This is a genomic window from Shimia abyssi, assembly GCF_003014475.1.
GTDB classification, from domain to species: Bacteria; Pseudomonadota; Alphaproteobacteria; order Rhodobacterales; family Rhodobacteraceae; genus Shimia; species Shimia abyssi.
The window spans coordinates 236,290-259,005 of record NZ_PYGJ01000004.1; the positions used below are offsets into that span (position 1 = coordinate 236,290).

The 22,716-nt window shown below is 57.9% G+C and carries 18 protein-coding genes and 1 pseudogene; 8 read left to right on the forward strand and 11 right to left on the reverse strand.

Annotated features, from left to right (window positions below):
- Positions 1 to 2 precede the first annotated feature (2 nt).
- Both CLV88_RS09685 and CLV88_RS09690 read right to left on the reverse strand, forming a co-directional pair.
- Positions 3 to 551 carry an NnrU family protein gene (locus tag CLV88_RS09685; protein ID WP_106608184.1) on the reverse strand — a complete coding sequence of 183 codons (549 nt, stop codon included), beginning with the start codon at positions 549 to 551 and terminating at the stop codon, positions 3 to 5.
- Positions 552 to 585: 34 nt separating this feature from the next.
- On the reverse strand, positions 586 to 1,440 hold the full coding sequence (locus CLV88_RS09690; RefSeq protein ID WP_106608185.1) for an HpcH/HpaI aldolase/citrate lyase family protein: 855 nt from the start codon (positions 1,438 to 1,440) through the stop codon (positions 586 to 588).
- A 293-nt stretch (positions 1,441 to 1,733) separates the two neighbouring features.
- Here CLV88_RS09690 and CLV88_RS09700 point away from each other — a divergent pair, with 293 nt between their 5' ends.
- Positions 1,734 to 2,051, forward strand: a complete 318-nt coding sequence (locus CLV88_RS09700; RefSeq protein ID WP_106608187.1) for a hypothetical protein — start codon at positions 1,734 to 1,736, stop codon at positions 2,049 to 2,051.
- 124 nt (positions 2,052 to 2,175) lie between these two features.
- On the opposite strand, the gene CLV88_RS09705 is transcribed toward CLV88_RS09700, so the two are convergent.
- Entirely contained in the window at positions 2,176 to 2,379 is a 204-nt protein-coding gene (locus CLV88_RS09705; RefSeq protein WP_106608188.1) for a hypothetical protein, read from the reverse strand.
- Between the two features lie 209 nt (positions 2,380 to 2,588).
- Here CLV88_RS09705 and mdh point away from each other — a divergent pair, with 209 nt between their 5' ends.
- From mdh to lpdA, 6 genes are all read left to right on the forward strand, one after another.
- Positions 2,589 to 3,551: a malate dehydrogenase gene (gene mdh, locus CLV88_RS09710; protein WP_106608189.1), complete on the forward strand. Its 963-nt coding sequence runs from the start codon at positions 2,589 to 2,591 to the stop codon at positions 3,549 to 3,551.
- A 342-nt stretch (positions 3,552 to 3,893) separates the two neighbouring features.
- Complete coding sequence (gene sucC, locus CLV88_RS09715; protein WP_106608190.1) at positions 3,894 to 5,087, forward strand: ADP-forming succinate--CoA ligase subunit beta; 1,194 nt, start codon at positions 3,894 to 3,896, stop codon at positions 5,085 to 5,087.
- Between the two features lie 323 nt (positions 5,088 to 5,410).
- Positions 5,411 to 6,292, forward strand: coding sequence for a succinate--CoA ligase subunit alpha (sucD, locus tag CLV88_RS09720; RefSeq protein ID WP_106608191.1), 882 nt, complete (start codon positions 5,411 to 5,413; stop codon positions 6,290 to 6,292).
- A gap of 265 nt (positions 6,293 to 6,557) precedes the next feature.
- Positions 6,558 to 9,518: a 2-oxoglutarate dehydrogenase E1 component gene (locus tag CLV88_RS09725; protein WP_106608192.1), complete on the forward strand. Its 2,961-nt coding sequence runs from the start codon at positions 6,558 to 6,560 to the stop codon at positions 9,516 to 9,518.
- A 3-nt stretch (positions 9,519 to 9,521) separates the two neighbouring features.
- Entirely contained in the window at positions 9,522 to 11,024 is a 1,503-nt protein-coding gene (odhB, locus tag CLV88_RS09730) for a 2-oxoglutarate dehydrogenase complex dihydrolipoyllysine-residue succinyltransferase (protein WP_106608193.1), read from the forward strand.
- Positions 11,025 to 11,210: 186 nt separating this feature from the next.
- Complete coding sequence (gene lpdA / locus CLV88_RS09735; protein ID WP_106608194.1) at positions 11,211 to 12,608, forward strand: dihydrolipoyl dehydrogenase; 1,398 nt, start codon at positions 11,211 to 11,213, stop codon at positions 12,606 to 12,608.
- Positions 12,609 to 12,648: 40 nt separating this feature from the next.
- Here the strand turns inward: lpdA and CLV88_RS09740 are convergent.
- From CLV88_RS09740 to CLV88_RS09755, 4 genes and pseudogenes are all read right to left on the reverse strand, one after another.
- Positions 12,649 to 13,256, reverse strand: a pseudogene (locus tag CLV88_RS09740) (pyridoxamine 5'-phosphate oxidase family protein).
- The gene (locus CLV88_RS09745; protein WP_106608195.1) at positions 13,237 to 13,983 is read right to left on the reverse strand and encodes a lysophospholipid acyltransferase family protein; all 747 of its coding nucleotides are present in this window, start codon (positions 13,981 to 13,983) and stop codon (positions 13,237 to 13,239) included. The pseudogene CLV88_RS09740 and the gene CLV88_RS09745 overlap by 20 nt, the downstream one beginning before the upstream one ends.
- Positions 13,983 to 14,852, reverse strand: a complete 870-nt coding sequence (locus CLV88_RS09750) for a cell division protein FtsX (RefSeq protein WP_106608252.1) — start codon at positions 14,850 to 14,852, stop codon at positions 13,983 to 13,985. The genes CLV88_RS09745 and CLV88_RS09750 overlap by 1 nt, the downstream gene beginning before the upstream one ends.
- 29 nt (positions 14,853 to 14,881) lie before the next feature.
- Positions 14,882 to 15,559, reverse strand: a complete 678-nt coding sequence (locus tag CLV88_RS09755; RefSeq protein WP_106608196.1) for a cell division ATP-binding protein FtsE — start codon at positions 15,557 to 15,559, stop codon at positions 14,882 to 14,884.
- Between the two features lie 147 nt (positions 15,560 to 15,706).
- Here CLV88_RS09755 and CLV88_RS23350 point away from each other — a divergent pair, with 147 nt between their 5' ends.
- Positions 15,707 to 16,870: a zinc-ribbon domain-containing protein gene (locus CLV88_RS23350; protein WP_243403624.1), complete on the forward strand. Its 1,164-nt coding sequence runs from the start codon at positions 15,707 to 15,709 to the stop codon at positions 16,868 to 16,870.
- Between the two features lie 15 nt (positions 16,871 to 16,885).
- On the opposite strand, the gene CLV88_RS09765 is transcribed toward CLV88_RS23350, so the two are convergent.
- From CLV88_RS09765 to CLV88_RS09780, 4 genes are all read right to left on the reverse strand, one after another.
- Positions 16,886 to 19,447, reverse strand: a complete 2,562-nt coding sequence (locus CLV88_RS09765; protein WP_106608197.1) for a TIGR02302 family protein — start codon at positions 19,445 to 19,447, stop codon at positions 16,886 to 16,888.
- Positions 19,448 to 19,483: 36 nt separating this feature from the next.
- Positions 19,484 to 20,749 (reverse strand): diaminopimelate decarboxylase, encoded by a 1,266-nt coding sequence (lysA, locus tag CLV88_RS09770; protein WP_106608198.1) that lies wholly within the window; start codon positions 20,747 to 20,749, stop codon positions 19,484 to 19,486.
- An 81-nt stretch (positions 20,750 to 20,830) separates the two neighbouring features.
- On the reverse strand, positions 20,831 to 21,580 hold the full coding sequence (locus CLV88_RS09775) for a hypothetical protein (protein ID WP_106608199.1): 750 nt from the start codon (positions 21,578 to 21,580) through the stop codon (positions 20,831 to 20,833).
- Positions 21,577 to 22,629, reverse strand: coding sequence for a GSCFA domain-containing protein (locus tag CLV88_RS09780; RefSeq protein ID WP_165798849.1), 1,053 nt, complete (start codon positions 22,627 to 22,629; stop codon positions 21,577 to 21,579). Before CLV88_RS09780 ends, CLV88_RS09775 begins: the two co-directional genes overlap by 4 nt.
- Positions 22,630 to 22,716: the final 87 nt, after the last annotated feature.

A 22,716-nucleotide genomic window follows, 5' to 3' on the forward strand; every position in this document is an offset into this window, starting at 1 on the left:
CCTCACCCCGGAAACACTGGATAGCCCAGCCACCCGTGCACAAATCCAATGATCGCCATCAAAATCAGCGACGCGACCAGAAACATGCCGTCCTTGGCAATTGTGCCGGTTTCCGTCGGCGTCCAGTCCGGCTCGGATTTGTTGATCAACATCACTTCGACCAAGGCCCACACGAACAGCCCACCAAACAGGATGACCGACGCCAGATCGCCATTCACCAGCAAATGCGCAAACGCCCAGGCGCGAAAACCGGCAAGTTGCGGATGACGCACATTATTGAACAGCTTACCTTTGCGTGGCGCCGGGCTCATCAGGAACAGCGCAATCAGCACCAGCAAGTTGTTGACGTGCAGCGTCCAGCTTGGCGGGTACCAAAGGTCGACAGTTGGCGACATGCGATAGCCAAAGATCATCGCCAACACACCTGCAACGATAATGACCGTTGAAACCATACGCGCGCGGCTTCCTAGCCCTTCGTGCACCGCAGGCAAAGCCCGTTTCCACAAATGTCCTGCAATCCACAGCAGAACCCCCAGCACCAGCAATGTCATTTCGCTCTCCTATAAGATGGCTTTGAGACCAGCCTTACTCTGCCAGAGCCGCGATTGCATCCGCCTTTGCAAGAATTTCACGCGCCGTGACCACGTGCAGGTTCTCAACAATCTTGCCATCCACCACGGCCACGCCTTGCCCGCTGGCCTCGCATTCTTCAAACGCGGCAATTTGACGGCGGGACAGATCAATCTCTGCCTCTGACGGAGCAAACGCCGTGTTGGCCACATCGACCTGCGCCGGGTGGATCAATGTCTTACCATCAAACCCCATGTCACGCCCTTGGTCGCATTCCACCTTCAGGCCGTCCGCATCCTTAAATGCGTTATACACACCATCAACAATCACGATCCCTTCAGCCTTGGCCGCCAACAGGCAAAGCCCTAGCCCCGCCATCATCGGCAACCGGTCCGGGCGGAAACGAGTTTGCAATTCTTTGGCCAAATCGTTTGTGCCCATCACAAACCCGGTCAGCTGCGGATAGGCCGCGATTTCCGCAGCATTCAGCATGGCGCGCGGGGTCTCCATCATCGCCCAGATCGGCTTGCCTCCAATCAGTGCGGTCAGCGCATCCAATTGCTCTGTGCTTTCGACCTTGGGCAACAAAACGGCGTCGCAATCCATTTCTGCGGCGGCGCGTGCGTCGGCCTCGCCCCATTGCGTGTCTAACCCATTGATCCGCACGACGCGCATCCGATTGCCATAACCGCCTTGCGCCAACGCGGCTTTCAACGTTGCGCGCGCATTTTCTTTCTCATCCGGGGCAACTGCATCTTCAAGGTCAAAGATGATTGCATCCACCGGCAGGTTGCGGGCCTTATCCAAGGCCCGGTCCTTGGAACCAGGAATATAAAGAACCGAACGATAAGGGCGCGCGCGCTGATCCATGAACTTACTCCGCAATAATGTTGCGCGGAATGAGCCATTAATTGATAAAAAGTTCAAGCCCAAAAATGCCGCAGCGCAGAGAAAGCACGCCCGAACGCGCCATTAACTTATATTTTTCGCCTTTGGCGCGATGATTTTCATATCGAACCAAGCGGGAGGTCCGGGTCGGGTGGCACCGATAACCGGGGATAATCAAGCGTTCGATCCAACTTGCAATCCGGGGCCGCGCCGCCTTCGGGCCTGTCTGGCCCGGTCGCCACCGTGGCGCGCTCCGCATTTGAAAGGACAGACAGATGAAACGCAAACTTCTGACAATGACGTTCGGGCTTGGCCTCATGACGTTGGGTGCTGACCTGGTTCAGGCGCAAAATGCTCGGCAATGTGGTCCGCGCGATGTTGTGGTTCAACGGCTGGCGGACGGCTTTGGCGAAACCCGCCAAGCGCTCGGGTTGGGCACTCAGGGTGCCGTGGTGGAGGTGTTTGCCTCTGAGGCATCAGGCAGCTGGACCATAACGGTCACATATCCAAACGGCGCGACCTGCCTTGTCGCCAGCGGGCAGGCTTTCGAAACTCTTGCCGAAGCACTGCCCCCCAAAGGCGATGGTGCCTGACACCGCCTTGCTACGCGGATGTCCGCGCGTGAGATTGCCTCAAAAACGACTCTGCCCGCCAGCATCGGCAGGCAGAATCACCCCTTCGCGCGCTTTCATGCGCGCGCCATATTCCGGTTTCTGATTACTTGCGGTCCAGAATTTTTTCACGTTGGTCCTTGTATTCCTTTTCGCTTAGCAACCCGTCGGCATACGCTTTCTCCAGCGCTGCAAGCTCATCGCCCACCGTCGTCGCCGCAACGGTATTTTCGGTCGTGCTGTTGCCACATGCAGATAAGCTTGCCCCCAGAAAAGCCACGACAAGCAAGGATTTCAAAGCCAGTTTCATATGTTCACTACCCTAATCAAATGTGTGTTCACGCCGAACCTAACCAGCAAATTTGAGACGGGCAAGAATACTCATTCTAACGAAAACTATTTTGTTTTCACCCTGGGTAATTGGGCCTGCGTCCGTTTGCTGCAACTGCAAAGACTTGCGTCAGAGGGCAAATCGCCCTAAGCCACCTGCGATATTTCAATCGACCGGAGACAATTCCAATGGCCAGACCCAAGATTGCCCTCATCGGCGCCGGCAACATCGGTGGCACACTTGCTCACCTCGCAGCGCTCAAGGAACTCGGCGACGTCATCCTCTTTGACATCGCAGACGGCCTGCCCCAGGGCAAGGCGCTCGACATCGCGGAATCAGGCCCTGTCGAAAAAATCGACGCCCAAATGTCCGGCACCAGCAACTATGCGGATATCGCTGGCGCGGATGTGTGCATCGTAACTGCCGGTGTCGCTCGCAAACCGGGCATGAGCCGCGACGACTTGTTGGGAATCAACCTCAAAGTCATGAAATCGGTTGGCGAAGGCATCGCAGCACACGCACCTGACGCATTTGTAATCTGCATCACCAACCCTCTGGACGCGATGGTTTGGGCTTTGCAAAAATTCTCAGGTCTGCCTGCACACAAGGTTTGCGGCATGGCCGGTGTTCTGGACAGCGCGCGTTTCCGCCACTTCCTGGCAGACGAGTTCAACGTCTCTATGCGTGACGTGACCGCCTTTGTTCTGGGTGGCCACGGCGATACCATGGTACCGTCGGTTCGGTACTCGACAGTCGCCGGCATCCCCTTGCCCGACCTGATCGAAATGGGCTGGACCACGCAAGAGAAGGTGGACGCAATTGTTCAGCGTACCCGTGACGGCGGCGCTGAAATCGTTGGCCTGCTGAAAACCGGCTCCGCCTTCTATGCGCCTGCCGCATCGGCGATCGAAATGGCCGAAGCGTATCTGAAAGACCAAAAGCGCGTTCTGCCCTGCGCCGCCTATTGCGACGGCGACCTTGGCGTCAAGGATATGTATGTCGGCGTACCTACCGTGATCGGCGCGGGCGGCATCGAGCGTATCGTCAACATCAAGCTCAACAAAGACGAGCAAGTTATGTTTGACACATCGGTCAAAGCTGTTCAGGGCCTTGTTGACGCCTGCAAAGGCATCGACAGTTCTTTGAACTAAGCCACTTAAACAAACGACCTATCAAGCCCGCCTTATGGCGGGCTTTTTGTTTAAGCAGGACAGGTTCGGCAAAAGTCGACTTGCGCATTCGACAACACATTCCGGTTGGCGTTCGCTAATACCCATTTTTTCTGCTCAAATCGATTCAGACCATATCGGTTAAAAAGCACATGAGTCGCACATCGCACCGCAGCGTTAGCGCCACCTGTGCAGATTTGTGATCACAGCTAGAAAAAGTGTGATCACAAAAACCAATTATTTACCCAACATCCCAAAAAACGCTTAATAGACTGGTAAAACTGTGCCAGAACCAATCCAACCGCAGCAAGATGGGACAGTTCAATGAACATCCATGAATACCAGGCGAAGGCACTCCTTCGTTCTTACGGCGCCCCTGTTTCCGAAGGCCGCCCCGTCACCAGAGCCGAAGACGCAAAAACCGCAGCAGGCGAACTTGACGGCCCGCTTTGGGTTGTCAAAGCGCAAATCCACGCAGGTGGCCGCGGCAAGGGCACGTTCAAAGAAGCCGATGCCGGCGAAAAAGGCGGTGTGCGCCTGACCAAATCGGTCGAAGAAGCTGCTGAAGAAGCCAAGAAAATGCTGGGTCGCACCCTTGTGACCCACCAGACAGGCCCAGCTGGCAAACAGGTCAACCGCATTTACATCGAGGCCGGATCTGGCATCGAAAGCGAACTCTACCTCGCGCTGTTGGTCGATCGCCAGACATCGCGGGTTTCATTTGTCTGCTCGACCGAGGGTGGCATGGATATCGAAGAAGTCGCCGCCGCAACGCCTGAGAAAATCCTGTCCTTCTCTGTTGATCCCGCGACCGGCTATCAGGCGTATCATGGTCGCCGCATCGCGTTCTCCCTCGGCCTCAAGGGCGCGCAGGTCAAGCAATGTGTCAAACTGATGGGCCAGCTCTATACAGCCTTCATGGAAAAAGACATGGAGATGCTGGAAATCAACCCACTGATCGTTGCGGATGACGGCAACCTCAAAGTGCTGGACGCCAAGGTCGGCTTTGACGGCAACGCGGTTTACCGCCACCCCGACATCGCTGAACTGCGCGACACAACCGAAGAAGACCCCAAAGAGCTCGAGGCGTCGAAATACGACCTGAATTACATCGCTCTGGACGGTGAAATCGGCTGCATGGTGAACGGCGCGGGCCTCGCGATGGCCACCATGGATATCATCAAGCTCTATGGCGCAGAGCCTGCCAACTTCCTCGACGTTGGTGGCGGCGCGACCAAAGAGAAAGTGACCGAAGCGTTCAAGATCATCACTTCGGACCCGCAGGTCAAAGGCATCTTGGTCAATATCTTCGGTGGCATCATGCGCTGTGACGTCATTGCCGAGGGCGTTGTCGCCGCGGTGAAAGAGGTGGGCCTCAAGGTTCCGTTGGTTGTGCGCCTCGAAGGCACTAACGTCGAGGCCGGGAAAGAGATCATCAACACTTCCGGTCTTGATGTGATCGCTGCCGACAACCTGTCGGATGGCGCGGAGAAAATCGTGAAAGCAGTGAAAGGGTAAGATCATGCGGAAAGCGTTTGTCATGGCACTATTGGGTTTCAGCACACTCTTCGTGGCCGCATGTGGCCAGAACGAGTCGTTGCCAGTTCGGACCACACCTCAGGCCGCAGACCCGGTTAGCCCCCCCTCTTCGATCAACTAAGTTTGCGATGATTTTCTCCAAGGCGCCTGGGTCGCCTTGGGGGCACGTTCATCTCACAGTTGGTCCGAAATGGGATCCGCCACGGAACAAACCTGCTTGGGCTTGAAACAGCTCAGGTCTTTTCGCAGCCCTTTCGAAACATCCGCGCCTCGCTGCGCGACACAAAACAAGGAAAGCCAATATGGCCATTCTCGTAAACGAAAACACCAAGGTTATCTGTCAGGGCCTCACCGGCTCGCAGGGCACCTTCCACTCTGAACAAGCCATTGCCTATGGCACTAAAATGGTCGGCGGTGTGACACCAGGCAAAGGTGGCATGGAGCATCTGGGCCTGCCAGTGTTTGACTCGGTACACGACGCCAAAGCAAAAACCGAAGCTAACGCCAGCGTGATCTACGTACCACCCCCCTTTGCGGCGGACTCGATCCTCGAAGCAATTGATGCGGAAATGGAACTGATCGTTTGTATCACCGAAGGCATTCCGGTGCTGGACATGATGCGCGTTCAGCGCGCCCTCGAAGGTAGCGCAAGCCGCCTGATCGGCCCAAACTGCCCCGGTGTGATCACCCCAGACGCCTGCAAAATCGGCATTATGCCCGGTCACATTCACAAACGCGGGAGCGTGGGTGTTGTCTCCCGCTCGGGTACCCTAACGTACGAAGCTGTGAAACAGACCGCAGACATCGGCCTAGGCCAATCGACCGCCGTCGGCATCGGTGGTGACCCCATCAAGGGCACCGAACACATCGACGTGCTCGACATGTTCCTGTCGGATGACGAGACGCAGTCGATCATCATGATCGGCGAAATCGGTGGGTCCGCGGAGGAAGAAGCCGCCGAATTCCTCGCCAACGAGCGCAAGAAAGGCCGCTGGAAACCGACCGCTGGCTTTATCGCAGGCCGCACGGCCCCTCCCGGCCGCCGCATGGGCCACGCCGGTGCCATCGTCGCTGGTGGTAAAGGTGGTGCAGAAGACAAGATCGAAGCCATGAAAGAAGCAGGCATTGTTGTCGCTGACAGCCCGGCGGGCCTCGGTGAAGCTGTGCTGAAAGCCATCGGCTAACGCCGAGAACACGCCCCGGGCATTGTCCGGGGCCCAAAGCGGAGCTCACGGGCACCCCCCGTGAAGAAACGAGCAAAATGGCCAACGCCATTGAACATTTTCCAGCGGATCCATCCGCCCGTGACAAAAAATATGTGACGTGCGCCGCCGGCATATTGTGCCCATTTCTTCCGCTTGACGCATTTCGGCTGTTCCGTGCCACGGGCCAGCCAATCCACCTCGGCCCAAACTAATACGGTCCTAACCCTGACGAGGTACCATCATCATGACCGAACAGTCGCCCAACGACATCTTCCACGCCTCTTCCTTTATGCAGGGGCACAACGCGGAATACCTCGAACAGATGTATGCCCGCTATGCCAATGACCCCAACGCGGTTGACGAGGTCTGGCAAGACTTCTTTCGCCAGCTGGGTGACGCCGATTTGGACGTCAAGGCAGAGGCCACCGGCCCTTCCTGGGCACGATCCGATTGGCCGCCTCAGCCAAACGATGACTGGACCCAATCGCTGACGGGTGAATGGGCCGAACCTGTGGAAGCCAAGGCAGCAGGGAGCAAGATCAAAGCAAAAGCCGCCGAAAAGGGCATCGAGGTCTCAGACGAGGCGATCAAACGCGCTGTGCTGGACTCGATCCGCGCGCTGATGATCATCCGCGCCTACCGTATTCGGGGGCACCTTGTTGCCGATCTCGACCCGCTGGGAATGCGCGATCAGACGCCCCACCCTGAGCTTGATCCAAAATCCTATGGCTTTGCCGAAGCCGACATGGATCGCCCCATTTTTATTGATAAGGTTCTCGGCCTCGACATCGCCACGATGCGCCAGATCATGGATATCGTGAAACGCACCTATTGCGGCACCTTTGCCATGCAATACATGCACATCTCGAACCCGGAAGAGGCCGGTTGGCTCAAAGAACGTATCGAAGGCTACGACAAGGAAATCCGATTTACCCGCGAAGGCCGCAAAGCGATCCTTAACAAGCTTGTCGAGGCCGAAGGCTTTGAAAAATTTCTGCATGTCAAATACATGGGCACCAAACGTTTTGGTCTGGACGGTGGTGAATCCCTGATCCCCGCCATGGAACAGATCATCAAACGCGGGGGCGCGCTTGGGGTGCGCGACATCGTGGTTGGCATGCCCCACCGTGGGCGGTTGTCGGTGTTGGCCAACGTGATGGCCAAACCCTACAAGGCGATCTTCAACGAATTCCAAGGCGGCAGCTTCAAACCCGAAGATGTGGACGGTTCCGGCGACGTAAAATACCACCTTGGGGCGTCTTCGGATCGCGAATTTGACGGCAACACCGTGCACCTTTCACTGACTGCAAACCCCTCCCACCTTGAGGCGGTGAATCCGGTTGTGCTCGGCAAAGTCCGCGCCAAACAGGACCAGTTGGGTGATGCAAACCGCACGCAAGTTATGCCGATCCTGCTGCATGGCGATGCGGCCTTTGCCGGTCAGGGTGTCGTCGCCGAGTGTTTCGCACTGTCCGGTCTGCGCGGGCACAAAACCGGCGGCACCATGCATATCGTGGTCAACAACCAGATCGGCTTTACCACCGCGCCGCACTTTTCGCGCTCTTCGCCCTATCCCACCGACAACGCACTGGTGGTCGAGGCGCCAATCTTCCACGTCAACGGCGACGATCCCGAAGCCGTGGTTCACGCCGCAAAAATCGCCACTGAATTCCGTCAGAAGTTCCAGAAAGACGTCGTCATCGACATGTTCTGCTATCGCCGCTTTGGTCACAACGAGGGCGACGAGCCCATGTTCACCAACCCGGTCATGTACAAGCGCATCAAGGGTCACAAAACCACCCTGTCGCTCTATACCGAACGACTGGTCAAGGATGGACTGATCCCCGAAGGTGAAATCGAAGATATGAAGGCCGCCTTTCAGGCGCACCTGAATGAAGAATTCGAGGCCGGCAAGGATTACAAACCAAACAAGGCTGACTGGCTGGATGGCCGTTGGTCACACCTCGACCGCAAGGACGAGGACTACCAGCGCGGGCAAACCTCGATCAAACCCGAAACGCTGACAGAAATCGGCACGGCTCTGTCAACCTTGCCCGAGGGCTTCCCGGTACACAAAACCGTCGGTCGCCTGCTCGATACTCGCAAGGGCATGTTCGACAGTGGCAAAGGGTTTGACTGGGCCACAGCCGAAGCCATGGCCTTTGGTTCTCTCATGACCGAAGGCTACCCCGTGCGCCTCGCCGGCCAGGACGCCACCCGTGGCACCTTCTCGCAACGCCATTCCGGCATTGTGAATCAGGAAACCGAAGAGCGATACTACCCGCTCAACAACATCCGCGCGGGTCAGAAACAGTACGAAGTGATCGATTCCGCCCTCTCTGAATACGCGGTCCTCGGTTTTGAATACGGCTTCTCACTGGCCGAACCCAACGCCCTCACCTTGTGGGAGGCACAGTTTGGCGATTTCGCCAACGGTGCACAAATCATGTTCGACCAATTCATCAGCTCTGGTGAATCTAAGTGGCTTCGCATGTCCGGCCTGACGGTCCTCTTGCCGCATGGCTACGAAGGACAAGGCCCCGAGCACTCTTCAGCTCGTCTGGAGCGCTTCCTGCAAATGTGTGGCGGTGACAACTGGATCGTGGCCAACTGCTCGACCCCGGCAAACTACTTCCACATCCTGCGTCGCCAGCTGCACCGGACCTTCCGCAAGCCGCTGATCCTGATGACACCAAAATCGCTTCTGCGTCACAAACTGTGCATCTCCGAGGCCGAGGACTTCACTACCGGTTCCAGCTTCCACCGTGTGCTGTGGGACGACGCCCAAAAAGGCAACTCCGACACGCAGCTTCAAGCGGATGACAAGATCAAGCGCGTCGTCATGTGCGCGGGCAAGGTTTACTATGACCTGCTCGAAGAGCGCGACGCACGCGGTATAGATGACGTCTATCTGATGCGCATCGAACAGTTCTATCCCTTCCCGGCGATGTCGCTGGTCAAAGAACTCGAACGTTTCAAGGATGCCGAAATGGTCTGGTGTCAGGAAGAACCCAAGAACCAGGGGGCTTGGTCCTTTATCGAACCCAATATCGAATGGACCCTGACCCGCATCAAAGCCAAACACACCCGCCCGGTTTATGCAGGACGCGCCGCTTCTGCGTCACCTGCAACCGGTCTGGCAAGCCAACACAAAGCACAACAAGCAGCGCTGGTAGATGCCGCGCTCTCCATGGAAGGAAACTGATCCATGACCGAAGTTCGAGTCCCCACACTGGGCGAAAGCGTCACCGAGGCAACCGTGGCCACTTGGTTCAAGAAACCGGGTGATGCGGTGGCAGTGGATGAAATGCTGTGCGAGCTGGAAACTGACAAAGTCACCGTCGAAGTCCCCGCTCCGTCTGCCGGTGTGCTGGGTGAGATAGTGGCCGCCGAAGGTGAAACCGTGGGTGTAGACGCCCTGCTCGCCACGATCAACGCGGGCGAAGGCGCGGCCCCGGCTCCCGCGGCCCCTGCCGCCGTTGAGGCCCCCGCAGCAGGCGGCGACAGTGTAGATGTCATGGTACCTACATTGGGCGAATCCGTAACCGAAGCCACTGTATCGTCATGGTTCAAGGCTGTTGGTGACACCGTCGCACAGGACGAAATGCTCTGTGAGCTGGAAACCGACAAGGTCTCCGTCGAAGTACCCGCGCCCGCTGCTGGTGTGTTGGCCGAAATCACAGCGCCCGAAGGCAGCACAGTTGACGCCACCGCCAAATTGGCCGTGATCTCCGGCTCAGGCGCCGCACCGGCCCCAGCTGCCCCAGCAGCAGCGCAAGCCCCTGCCACGGCAACCACCCCGGCACGCGGTGATGTCGAAAATGCCCCCTCAGCCAATAAGCTGATGGCCGAAAAGGGTATCGATGCTGCCAATGTTGCCGGCTCTGGTCGCGACGGTCGCATTATGAAAGAAGACGTTCTCAAGGCCGCGCTGGCCCCGGCGCCCGCCCCGGCCGCCTCCGCACCCGCCCCGGCCGCAGCACCACGCGCTCCGGTTGCCGCCGAAGACGCGGCCCGCGAAGAACGGGTCAAAATGACCCGCTTGCGCCAGACCATCGCGCGCCGTCTCAAGGACAGCCAAAACACTGCCGCCATGCTGACCACCTATAACGAGGTGGACATGACCGAAGTGATGGCTTTGCGAAACCAGTACAAAGGGGACTTCGAAAAGAAACACGGCGTTCGTCTGGGTTTCATGTCCTTCTTCACCAAGGCCTGCGTGCACGCGCTGAAAGAAGTGCCCGAAGTCAACGCCGAGATTGACGGCACCGACATCGTCTACAAGAACTTCGTGCACATGGGCGTCGCCGCTGGCACGCCGACCGGCCTAGTGGTGCCCGTGATCCGCAACGCCGACGGCATGAGCTTTGCCGAAATCGAAAAGGCAATTGCCGAGAAAGGCAAACGCGCGCGCGACGGTAAACTGTCCATGGCCGAAATGCAGGGTGGCACTTTCACCCTGTCCAATGGCGGCGTCTATGGCTCGCTGATGTCCTCTCCCATCCTGAACCCACCGCAATCGGGTATCCTCGGTATGCACAAAATTCAGGACCGCCCCATGGCCATCAACGGCCAGGTTGTGATCCGTCCAATGATGTATCTTGCTCTGTCCTATGATCACCGCATCGTCGACGGCAAAGGCGCCGTGACCTTCCTCGTGCGCGTCAAAGAAGCGCTCGAAGATCCACGCCGCCTGTTGATGGATCTGTAAAACAAAGAAGGGAAGACCCACGTATTCATTTCGCTTCAAATATCCCGGGGGAGTCACGGCCTGCCGCGACGGGGACAGCGCCCCCTCCCCACCCTCAACGCGTCAAAACCACACCGACGCGATACCGACGTAATACCGACGCAAACCGAACCGGTTTCAGTCGTCGTTTTTCAAAGGAAATGACCCATGTCCCAATATGACGTCATCATCATCGGCGCGGGCCCCGGCGGCTATGTGTCGGCCATTCGCTGCGCTCAGCTGGGCCTGAAAACCGCCGTGGTAGAGGGGCGCGAAACCCTCGGCGGCACCTGCCTTAATGTGGGCTGTATCCCGTCCAAGGCACTGCTACACGCTACCCATATGCTGCACGAAGCCGAGCACAATTTTGCCGATATGGGCCTCAAGGGCAAAAGCCCCTCCGTCGACTGGAAGCAGATGAAAACCTACAAGTCCGACGTCGTTGGCCAGAATACAGGCGGCATCGAATTTCTGTTCAAAAAGAACAAGATAGACTGGATCAAAGGTTACGGATCGATCGAGGCCGCCGGCCAGGTCAAAGTGGGCGACACGACTTATGAGACCAAGAATATCGTGATCGCCTCCGGCTCCGTGCCCTCGTCTCTGCCCGGCGTCACGGTCGACAACGACAAGGGTATTGTGGTCGACAGCACCGGCGCGCTCGACCTGCCGAAAGTCCCAAAGAAAATGACCGTGATCGGCGCAGGTGTCATCGGGCTGGAACTCGGCTCCGTTTATGCCCGTCTCGGCTCCGAAGTCACGGTTGTCGAATACATGGACGCCGTCTGCCCAGGCATGGACGCCGACGTCCAGCGCACCTTCAAACGTATCCTTGAAAAACAAGAGCTTACCTTCATCATGGGTGCTGCTGTCTCTGGCGTGGATGCAACCAAAACCAAAGCCAAAGTCAAATACACGCTCAAGAAAAAGCCCGACGACGAACAAACGCTAGACGCCGACGTGGTGCTCGTCGCGACCGGTCGCAAGCCGTTCGCCGAAGGTCTCGGCCTTGACAAGATCGGCGTTGCCATGAGCGAACGCGGCCAGATCGCCACCGACGCCCACTGGGCCACAAACGTTCCGGGCATCTATGCCATTGGTGACGTGATCGAGGGCCCGATGCTCGCCCATAAGGCCGAAGACGAAGGCATGGCCGTGGCAGAGGTGATTGCAGGCAAACATGGTCACGTGAACTACGGCGTCATTCCTGGCGTGGTCTATACCACCCCCGAGGTAGCGACCGTCGGCGCAACAGAAGCCTCCCTCAAGGCCGAAGGTCGTAAGATCAAGGTCGGAAAGTTCATGTTCATGGGCAACGCCCGCGCCAAGGCGGTGCATCAGGGCGACGGGTTCGTTAAACTGATCGCGGACAAGGAAACTGACCGTATATTAGGCGCTGCGATCATCGGCCCGGCAGCGGGTGACATGATCCACGAGATCTGCGTCGCCATGGAATTTGGCGCGTCCGCTCAGGACATCGCCCTAACCTGCCACGCGCACCCAACCTATTCAGAAGCAGTGCGCGAAGCTGCGCTGGCCTGTGGTGACGGTCCGATCCATAGTTAAACCACTCGTAGGTCGGACAAATTTGCCCGACCTACCTAACCTACCACATGGTCGATTTGGCCCGTGCCAACCAAGCGTCGTCGTATGGTCGACCGCCCTCTTCGCCATCTGTCATCGCGGCAAGGATCTCGCCGGCACTGGGCAAGCCAGCGCTTTCATCCCCCGAAGCCCAAGTCTTTGCCCGCATCAGGGCCCGCGCGCATTGGGTGTAAATCTCACCAATCCGGATCACGATAACCGAACGTGGATTGCGCCCGTTCATCTCAAAGCTCCGACCAAGTGCCGCATCCGTCGTCACACGCGCAAACCCGTTCACCCGCACCACGGTGTTCGATCCCGGCACCATGAACATCAGCGAGATGCGCCCATCCGCCACGATGTTCGCAACGTGTCCATACGGTTGTTGCCTCGCCAGTCCGGCATGGCCAGCGTCTGTGTATCCAGCTCGCGTACAACCGGGCCATCATCGCCACGCGGGCTCCCATCAGTACCCTCTGGCCCCACGGTCGAAACGACACAAAACCGGCTTGCCATGATCCAACGCCGGTATTCCGGCGTCAATGCCTGCGCGACTTTGCGCAGCGCAGGCGCCGCTGGTGCGCCATAAAGTGCCTCCAGCTCGGCAATATCACTGACGTATTGTACCATCCGGATCGAACCCCGCTTCCCGCATCAGCGCATCCGAGCGGGTTTCCACAACATCTTCAAGCTGTCTCATAAATGCCTTGGACTGCATTCCAGTTGGAATTGGCTCAAGGAAATCCACCACGGCGACGCCCGGTTTGCGATACACGCCGTGGCGCGGCCAGAACACGCCAATATTTGTCGCAACTGGAACGCAGGGCTGATTCAGGTCCTTATACAGCGCATATGTGCCTATTTTGTAAGGCTTCTTGACCCCCGGCGCGACACGTGTCCCCTGCGAATATATGATCAGCTGACCGGGTTCCTGCGCCCCCGATGCCACGTCCGCCACCATCTGCAAAATCGCAGCGCCACGCTTGCCGCGATTGACAGGGACACAGCCAATCCATCTGGCATATTGGCCGAGGATCGGCGCCCACAACAATTCGCGTTTCATGATGAACTTACCCGCAGGGACAACGCTAAAGATGACGATAATGTCGAGAAACGACTGGTGTTTGGCCCCAATCATAACCTCGCCCGTCGGTGGCGTGCCCCGGATCTCCGTCTTCAGACCGATCATCCAGCGCGCGCTCCAGCGCACCCAATGGGCATAGGTTTTACACGCCCTTAGCGCACCGTGACGACTGAACATAGCCCACGGGAAAAACAGCACGCCAATCACGAACAAGGCCAGATACATGGTGAAATTGAAGATCAGGGAACGCACCCACTGGATCATGTATGCCATTACGCCAACTCCGCCAAAACACGCCTTGCGGCCGCTCCCGTTGCCGCAAATGCCACGGCACCTGTTAAGGGTGGTATGATCAAAGGCAAAACCCAGCCAAATCCGCTAAACCCAAGCCCGGTCAGGAACCCGCCTTCATCCTGCGCAGCCGGTAACAAGAGCATTGCCAACATGCCCAACCCGGCGCCAATGGTCGCCCCTAACAGCGCCCGCAGCGTGAACCGCCGCACAAAAGCCCGTGCAATATACGTATCTCGTGCGCCAATCAGGCGCAGCACGGCGATCACCTGAGAGTTTGCGGCCAACGCTGCATTGGCAGCAAGCGTGATCATCACACCCGTTGTGGCCGTTATCAAAAGAATGGCCACCCACCCCAACAAACGCAATCGCCCCGCTGCGCGCTCCAGCGGCTTGCGCCACCGCGTGTGGTCATCCAGCACCGCCCCCGGTACCTCGGCCTGCAACCGCAGCCGCAACCCCGCGGCATCATAGCCCTCATCGTCTTCGAGGATTTCAATCAACTGAGGTATCGGCAAGCCATCAACTGGCAAATCCGGGCCAAACCACGGAGCAAGCAAGGCGCGCTGCTCGTCGTCGCTCAGCGCCCGCGCCGAGGCTATGCCGGGTGTCGACTGTAGTACCGTCAAAGCGGCCTCTGTCTGGGCCTCCATTTGCTCCGCAGGTGCCGATATGCGCAACGTCGAACTTTGCGCCAGTTCATCTCCCCAGCGCGCAGCCAATCGCCCGGACGCCAATGATAACGCCAACGCAAAAACCGTGAGAAACGCCATTGTCGCTGCTGCGAACAGGGTCAATCGGGCCGTAAACCCAGTCGGCGGCACAACCCGATCGGCCTGTGAATCGCCCATGAAAATTGTTGAAATCGACGCTTTCAAACTCACAGATCCGCCCCCGCCAATTGCAATTTGCGGTTGGAGATACGCAAAACACGTGCCTGCACGTGGTGTTTGGCTGCCCGGATCAGGTTCATATCATGTGTCGCAATCAGGATGGTCTTGCCCATCCGGTTCAGCTCGACCAACAGCTGCAACAGCCGTTGGGACATTTCCCAATCAACGTTGCCTGTCGGCTCATCCGCCAAAACCACTTCGGGCGACATAATCACCGCCCTTGCCAACGCGGCGCGCTGCCTTTCGCCGCCTGACAATTCCGGAGGCAATGCTCCGGCACGATGACCCAACCCAACCCAGCTGAGCAACTCCTTCAGGTTTGCCACCTGATCAAGCGTGTCCCGCCCCGATACGGTCAGCGGCAAGGCCACATTGTCCGCAACCGGCAGGTGATTGAGAAACTGACAATCCTGATGCACTACGCCAATCCGGCGGCGCGTCAGCGCGTGATCATCGCGATCCATCTCTCGAACATCTTGCCCAAACAACATTGCGCGCCCCGCAGTGGGCGTCAGCACACCGTAGCACAGTTTCAGAAATGTCGTTTTCCCGGCGCCCGAAGGCCCGGTCAGAAAATGGAACGAGCCGGGCGCGAGTTTCAGGGAAATCTCGCTCAGCAGTTCTCCACCGCCGTAAGTATATGCAATATTGTCTAGCTCGATCACATTTTGGCCCTCTGGTGTCGAGCTTGTTGTGCACGAGCATCGGACTGGATTCAATCCAATCACGTCAAGGCTTTGCACTTTCCCGCGCGCTTGTTACACAATAAGGTCAGAAAATAATAACAAACAGTGGGGACATCGGGGGAAATCATGAGGCTGACTTGCCCGAATTGCGGAGCTCAATACGAAGTTCCGGACGATGTGATCCCGCAAGCGGGGCGCGACGTGCAATGCTCCAACTGCGGAGATACATGGTTCCAGGCTCACCCCGACGCTGAAGCGCCGGTGGAGGAAGACGCGTTTTCCTTGCCGGAAGACAAAACTGAATCCGACGCGACTGAACCAGCGGTATCTGACGATCACGATGAATTCGAAGAAGTAGAACCGCCAGAGATTTCGCTGGGCGAAGATACACCTGTGGACGAGACTTTCTTTGACACGCCTAAAGGAGACCAGCCTCCAGAGGACAGCTTTGGAGAAGAAGACACTCCTGAGGCCGAACCGGAATCGAACTGGGGAGTCGACCCCGATGAAACGAGCGATGATGAGCCGGACGAAGCCGAAGTCGACGATAGCGACCTGGATCTCGACGATTTGGTGGCAGACACCCCGGACACGGTGATTGCGGCAGATGATGACGCAACACAACCCGACGACGACAGCGACTATTTCCACGATTACGATAAAGAATTTGGCGACGAAGAAGACGGCGTTGCCGAGGATGAGCCTTTCGAAACGCACCCACCTGCGCGCGAGCGTCAGGAATTGGATGCATCAGTAGCGGATGTGCTGCGCCAGGAAGCCGAGCATGAGGCGCGCGCGCGCTCTGCCGATGCGCTAGAGACACAGCCCGATCTGGGCCTGCGCGCCCCAGAAAATGAAACCGACAAACGGCTGAAACAGGCAAAAGCCCGTATGCGGCGCCTGCGCGGTATGCCCGATGACCCGGAGGCTCAGGAACCCACCGAGCCGCCGAAACCGGATTCGCGCCGCGATCTTTTGCCGGACATCGAAGACATCAACGCTACGTTGCGTGGTTCGGGCGATACGCTGCGCCAGTCTGATGGCGAGACCGGCGAGACGAGCGAAACAAAGCGTCGCCGTGGGTTCCGCCTTGGATTTGGGATTGCGTTGTTGCTCGCGTTGGCCGCCATCGTGACCTACAGCTCAAGCCAACAGATTGCCGAAGCCTACCCTGCTGCTGCGCCATTTGTGAATTCGTTCATTGAATCAGCCAACAATGGACGAGTCTGGCTGGACACGCAGGTGACGAACCTGTTCCTGTGGTTGGATGGAATTGCCTCTGGGGAATAATCCCCGAGGCGTTCGTCAGAACCGCTCCAACAACCGCTCGAGATAATTGCGCTCCACTTCGGGGCGCTCTGTTTCGCCTGCACGGCGCCGGATCTCGTCCAGCAAACGGCGTGCCTGACGATAGACATCCTCGCCCTGCAACAGCCCCTCTTCGGTGCCCGCGGGACCACGGTTGCCCGCACTGCGCCCCAGCGGATCCTGCGCGTCACCTTGGTTCTCCGCTGTGCCTTGTTGGCCCTGCTGCTGTTGCTGCTGTTGCGCCATCGCTTCACCCAGATTTCGCATCCCATCGCGCAGTGCTTCCATGGCTTCGGCTTGACGATCGATCGCTTCGGCAAGGTCATCGCCGCGCAATGCTTCTTCGGCCCCTTCCATGGCCTCATCCGCGCGCCCCAGGGCTTCGCGGGCCGCGTCGCCCTCGGGTGAGCCCTGACCGGGGAGTTGTCCCATCTGACGGTTCAACTCGTCCCGCAACGCCTGTTGGCGGTCTTCGAGCGAGCCGCGACCGGGTTGTTGCCCTTCGGCGGTACCCTCTTCGCCTTCGCCAGTGCCTTGCCCGGTGCCATCATGTGCCTGACCGCGCCCGTCACCACCGCTATAGCCTTGGTTTTCCTGAGACTGGCCGCTCTGGGCGTTCGGGTTGAACTGCTCCTGCAATTCGCGGAACGCCTCGTCCGACAGGCCCTGCTGTTCACGCAGCGTATCGGCCAATCCCTCCATAGCCTGCTCACCTGGGCTGGGCTGGCCCTCGCCCTGGGTGACCCGCATGTTTTCCATCATCTGTTGAAGTTCTTCCAGCGCCTGCTGGGCTTCGGCCATGCGGCCCTGCTCCATCAGCTCCTGAATTCGGTCCATCATGCGTTGCAGATCGTTTTGATCCATCTGCATCGAATTTTCCGAGAGCTGCTGCTCCTCGCCGCCTTCACCCTCTTCCTGATTCCGCCGCGCCAGCTCGCGCATATAATCCTCGGTCGCCTCGCGTAGCTCCTGCATCAGCTCAGCAATCTCCGCATCGCTGGCGCCGTTTTTCATGGCCTCTGACAGCCGTTCCTGCGCACGCCGCAAACGTTCCAACGCACTGCCAAGATCTCCGTCTTCCAGCTCCATCGCCAGATCCCAAAGGGCATCGGCAAGTTCGTCGCGCTTTTCATCACTCAGCCCATGACCAAGATGCGCCTCTAGGCGGCGTAGAATGGTCCGCATCCGCAGATAGTCTGTCTCTTTCTGAAACACCCCCTCTTCGGGGCGGTGCGACACAGCGCGTAAAATCTGTGCCACTCGCGCAGCATTGTCGCGCGACCACAACAGATCACGGCGCATTTCGATCACGACTGCCGCCAATGGATCAAAAAACCGACGTGCAGGCAAATCCAACGGGGCGGGCGTCGCCTGCCCGGTCAGCCCGGCGTCGTCCTCTGCTTTCAGGTGCACGATCACCGGCAAATGCGCCCAAGGGTGCTTGGAGAAATCCTCGATCAACACTTCTTCAAACGCGGCGCGATCACCTGAAATCGGCAGCGGCAATTCTACTTCAATCGCCGGCCTATCTTCCGGCGTCGCACTCAGGCCATAAACCCGTTCAATAGAGGGTAAATCCAGAGTGATTAAAGCTGTACCGCCAGCAACGCCATAGTCATCTTCGGCCTTGAACGGCAATGACATCTCGCCCCTCGCAGACACATCCGCAAGCCCGCTGATAGACACGCTTGGCGCATTATCCTCGATAATCGCAATCTCCCATGCCCGCCCACCGGGCCCGACAATTTCAAGCTTGCCTGATTGCGCAATAACAAAGTCCTGTTCGCTTTCTGCAGCACTTGGCACATCGCCAACTCGACCCGACACCGTCTCAGCCACAGTCAGCGCGCCCACTTCGCCGTAAAGGCGCAGCAATATGCGGCTCCCTTCAGGAAGTTCCAGCGATGCGCCGGTCTGATCGTTTAGATACAGCGCAGGTAATCCAGTATAGGACGGCGGTTCGATCCAGCCCTCCCATGTTGGCCCAGATGCCAGTGCGGCACCATTGCCCGGCGTCATCTCAGTGACTGACCCAACCTTAGCAAACGAGCCGAACAGTAAAGCAACCGCCAACGCCAACACCGCGAGATATCGCATTCCAAAAGGATCAAGCCTCGACACTTTCAGATCCGGCTGTACCGGGCGCGCCTGCATTGTGCGTTCTGCCATGCGCGATTGATGGGCACGCCAAAGCGCCTGACTGCCCATATCTTGGGCACCAATCGCCGGTTCATCCATCAATGCCTGAATAGGTCGCCCCGGAAGTGTCGCGTCCAATCGCGCCAATGCATCGGCGCGACTCGGTATATGTACGCGCCGCGCGCCATGGACCAAGGCCACAAGCCCGGCCCCAACGACAACAACACCACAGACCCACACCGCCTCAAGCGGCAGAGCATCCTGCGCGCCCATCATCAGGGCAGCAATCACTATAAAAATAAGTGACCAAAGCGGCCAAAAGGCTCGCGTCACCTGCTCCGCCAAAAGGCCAGCCCGCGTCAGGCCAAGCACCCAGCCCAGCCGCTTTAATGCAGTTTCAGCCTCAGTCCGGTGTCCCACGACGCTCCTATCCGCAAGGGCTTGGGCAGCAATGCCCTATAACCATGTAGGGATGCTATCGCGATTTATCATCTCTTCATAGCTCGGGCGTCGGCGGATAACCGCAAATTGATCACCATTCACCAGAACTTCGGGGATCAACGGGCGCGAATTATACTCGCTCGACATGACCGCCCCATATGCCCCCGCACTGCGAAACGCGATCAGATCCCCCGCCTTGGACGTCGCCAGCGCACGCCCTTTGGCAAATGTATCGCCACTTTCACAAACGGGGCCCACGATATCGTAACGCGCAGGCTCTTCGCCCGGTACAGGCTCAACAACTGGCACAATATCATGATGCGCCTCGTACATGGCCGGGCGGATCAAATCGTTCATCGCACCATCCACGATCAGAAACTCGCGATCTTCGCCCTCTTTCACATAAATCACTTCGGTGACCATGATCCCGGCGTTCCCGGCAATCAGCCGCCCCGGCTCAATCTCGATTTCGCATCCCTGCGGGCCCAGAACACGCTTGATCATCGCGCCGTATTCTACCGGCAACGGCGGCGCCGAGTTGGAACGCTCATAAGGAATGCCCAATCCACCACCCAGATCCAACCGCGTGATTTCGTGCCCGTCCGCGCGCAACTGCTCAGTCAGCTCCGCAACCTTGTTATAGGCCAGCTCAAACGGTTCCAGCTCGGTCAATTGCGAGCCGATATGCACGTCGATCCCGATCACCTTCAACCCTTTGAGGCTGGCGGCATGGGCGTATACGTCGCGCGCCCGGCTGATCGGAATGCCGAACTTGTTTTCGGATTTGCCGGTGGCAATTTTGGCGTGGGTCTTGGCGTCGACATCCGGGTTCACCCGAACGGTTATCGGAGCGACCTTGCCCAGCTCCAGCGCGACGGCATTAATCGCCTCCATTTCGGGTTCACTCTCGACGTTAAATTGGCGAATGCCCCCGGTCAGCGCGGCTGAAATCTCTTCCCGCGTTTTACCGACGCCGGAAAACACAATCCGTTCACCCGGCACACCGGCGGCGATCGCGCGCGCATATTCCCCGCCCGAGACAACATCCATGCCCGCACCCAACGCGGCCAGCGTCTTCAGAATTGCCTGATTGCTCGCCGCCTTCATCGCGTAACACACCAGATGGTCGACACCCTCCAACGCCTCATCAAACAGGCGGAAATGGCGTTCCAGCGTGGCCGTTGAATAGCAATAAAACGGTGTCCCAACCGCTGCGGCAATCTCAGAGATTGGCACATCCTCGGCATACAGCGCACCGTCACGATAAAGAAAATGATCCATGGGGCACGTCTCCTGCCTTTGCGTCCGGTCCCTCATAAACACGGACGCTGTGGCATTCAATCCACTCGAGGCAAATCCAGCTCAGCTCAGAACATGTTCCACAACCAAACGCCCGTATTTCGCGTTCATATGGCTGAAATCGTCCCGCTTGTGCTCTTCATTTGCCTCTGGCGTAAACAGCACCGACCCCTGACAATAGACATGCTCGGTAAAGAAGCCGCTGTCTTCCAATGCGGCTGACGGCGGCGGCGAAAACCTAAAATTACTCTCGCCAAGCGCTGCAACCTTTTGCGTGATCAGAGTTTTTAGTTGCTTGGCCCGCACCCCAAACTCTGATCCCACCTCATGATAGCTCGAAATAAACTTTTTCGCCCTTGGGCTTTGTGTCGAAATCAACGGGCTGCCGATATGCGTGACGGTTACGGATCGGTTCGCCTGAGCAATCTCGCGTGCAAGGTTAATCGCCCAATCTTCCTTTACGCGATGCGCGAGGATCGCATCGGCCAACCCGCTGCTGACAAATGGGACTTCGGCATTGGCCTGATAATGCGCAGACGAGAACAGCGACAATCCCGCAAGAACCACAATCTCGTCGTAGCGCCCGATGTCCAGCTCCGACATCCCGCCCGACGTCCATTGAAAATTGTTGCGCACAAATTTGCTGGACGACGTGACAACACCATTTTTTATTTCAGCGGCGCGCAACGAGTTGCGCTGGCTGCCAAAAACATCGATTTCGACATCCTTGGCGACGCAGTACTCTTGCATCTCGCCAATCGCCAGACGCACCGCGGCAACATGCGAGTTTCCGAGAAAACAAAGCCGTTTCATCGTCCAAACGCCTCCAGCATCTGCTCATCACATTGCACATCATCGACGTTGCGCGCGGGTGCTGGCTCAGCTTCTGTGCCTAGCTCTGTAATTTGCGGGGGGTGCGCCGCAAAAAAGGTCTTCATGACGACGTCCACGCCTTCTTTCAAAACCGATCGCAGGTTTGGTGCAAAAAATGTTCCACGCGCTGCAGGGTTGGTGATGATCTCAAAACTGGGGAAATAATCCACTGTGTCATGACTTTCGCATAATTGCCCCGCCGCCGTGCGCAACACGGCCTTGGAATAGGTCGACGCCGCCAATACGTGCTGCCCCGTCGCCGTCGCCGTCAACGGTACAGGCGACACCGTCAACAAAAACCGCATGTCCTGGCCTCTGCGCACGGAACGCAAAAGATCCATCGCCGCCCGGAACTCGCTCACCACATCTTCAAGCGAGAAGTTCTCGAACACATACTCGTCCGCCACATCCTCCCCCGCGACAACACCCGGCGCCAGCGGGACAACACGCCCGCTCTCGCGGTGCACCCAGGCTTCGGTCAATCCCATTGTGAAGACAAATACATCCGCCGTCAGGAACAGCTCACGCAGCCGCTCAAGATGATAGTCACGCGCCAGCACCGCCTCCTCGCGGCTCTCAAATCCAGCCGGCTCGATATTCGGGCGCATCACATCAAAGAAACGCCCGCCCTTTTCCCAGATCAGATAGGGCTCAGGGTCTTTGTCAAAGGCACTCGCGATCAATTGACGGAACTGCCGTGTGGTATACAGATTGCCATAGCGTCCCGAATACATGCCAAAGCCAAAAGACTGATGTAGTTCCGGCGCAAGCCCCATTGGCGCGGGCTCTACATCCAACACGCTATAGCCGTTCTGGCGCATATGGCGGGCGATATGCTGCGCAAAACAACTTCCGGCAGTGCCGATTTTCCAATCGGGCTGAATGTCCCACTTTTTACGGTAGAGATCAGCAAGCGCCAGCGCACTCTTATCTGCAACACCGGTTTTCCAGAACGCCCGTTCCTCTAGATCCGAATAAAAGCTCGTCAAAATACCCTCAAACCCTGTGCGCAGCAGATCATGTCTGCAAAACCCTGCTCCGGTCCTTCGCGCTCATTTTTAGGTATTTATGCCAAA

Excerpts from the sequence above, each read along its gene's own strand:
- CLV88_RS09685 (WP_106608184.1), bottom strand. The coding sequence starts at position 551 with ATGACATTGCTGGTGCTGGGGGTTCTGCTGTGGATTGCAGGACATTTG.
- CLV88_RS09690 (WP_106608185.1), bottom strand. The coding sequence starts at position 1,440 with ATGGATCAGCGCGCGCGCCCTTATCGTTCGGTTCTTTATATTCCTGGT.
- CLV88_RS09700 (WP_106608187.1), top strand. The coding sequence starts at position 1,734 with ATGAAACGCAAACTTCTGACAATGACGTTCGGGCTTGGCCTCATGACG.
- CLV88_RS09705 (WP_106608188.1), bottom strand. The coding sequence starts at position 2,379 with ATGAAACTGGCTTTGAAATCCTTGCTTGTCGTGGCTTTTCTGGGGGCA.
- mdh (WP_106608189.1), top strand. The coding sequence starts at position 2,589 with ATGGCCAGACCCAAGATTGCCCTCATCGGCGCCGGCAACATCGGTGGC.
- sucC (WP_106608190.1), top strand. The coding sequence starts at position 3,894 with ATGAACATCCATGAATACCAGGCGAAGGCACTCCTTCGTTCTTACGGC.
- sucD (WP_106608191.1), top strand. The coding sequence starts at position 5,411 with ATGGCCATTCTCGTAAACGAAAACACCAAGGTTATCTGTCAGGGCCTC.
- CLV88_RS09725 (WP_106608192.1), top strand. The coding sequence starts at position 6,558 with ATGACCGAACAGTCGCCCAACGACATCTTCCACGCCTCTTCCTTTATG.
- odhB (WP_106608193.1), top strand. The coding sequence starts at position 9,522 with ATGACCGAAGTTCGAGTCCCCACACTGGGCGAAAGCGTCACCGAGGCA.
- lpdA (WP_106608194.1), top strand. The coding sequence starts at position 11,211 with ATGTCCCAATATGACGTCATCATCATCGGCGCGGGCCCCGGCGGCTAT.
- CLV88_RS09745 (WP_106608195.1), bottom strand. The coding sequence starts at position 13,983 with ATGGCATACATGATCCAGTGGGTGCGTTCCCTGATCTTCAATTTCACC.
- CLV88_RS09750 (WP_106608252.1), bottom strand. The coding sequence starts at position 14,852 with ATGGGCGATTCACAGGCCGATCGGGTTGTGCCGCCGACTGGGTTTACG.
- CLV88_RS23350 (WP_243403624.1), top strand. The coding sequence starts at position 15,707 with ATGAGGCTGACTTGCCCGAATTGCGGAGCTCAATACGAAGTTCCGGAC.
- lysA (WP_106608198.1), bottom strand. The coding sequence starts at position 20,749 with ATGGATCATTTTCTTTATCGTGACGGTGCGCTGTATGCCGAGGATGTG.
- CLV88_RS09775 (WP_106608199.1), bottom strand. The coding sequence starts at position 21,580 with ATGAAACGGCTTTGTTTTCTCGGAAACTCGCATGTTGCCGCGGTGCGT.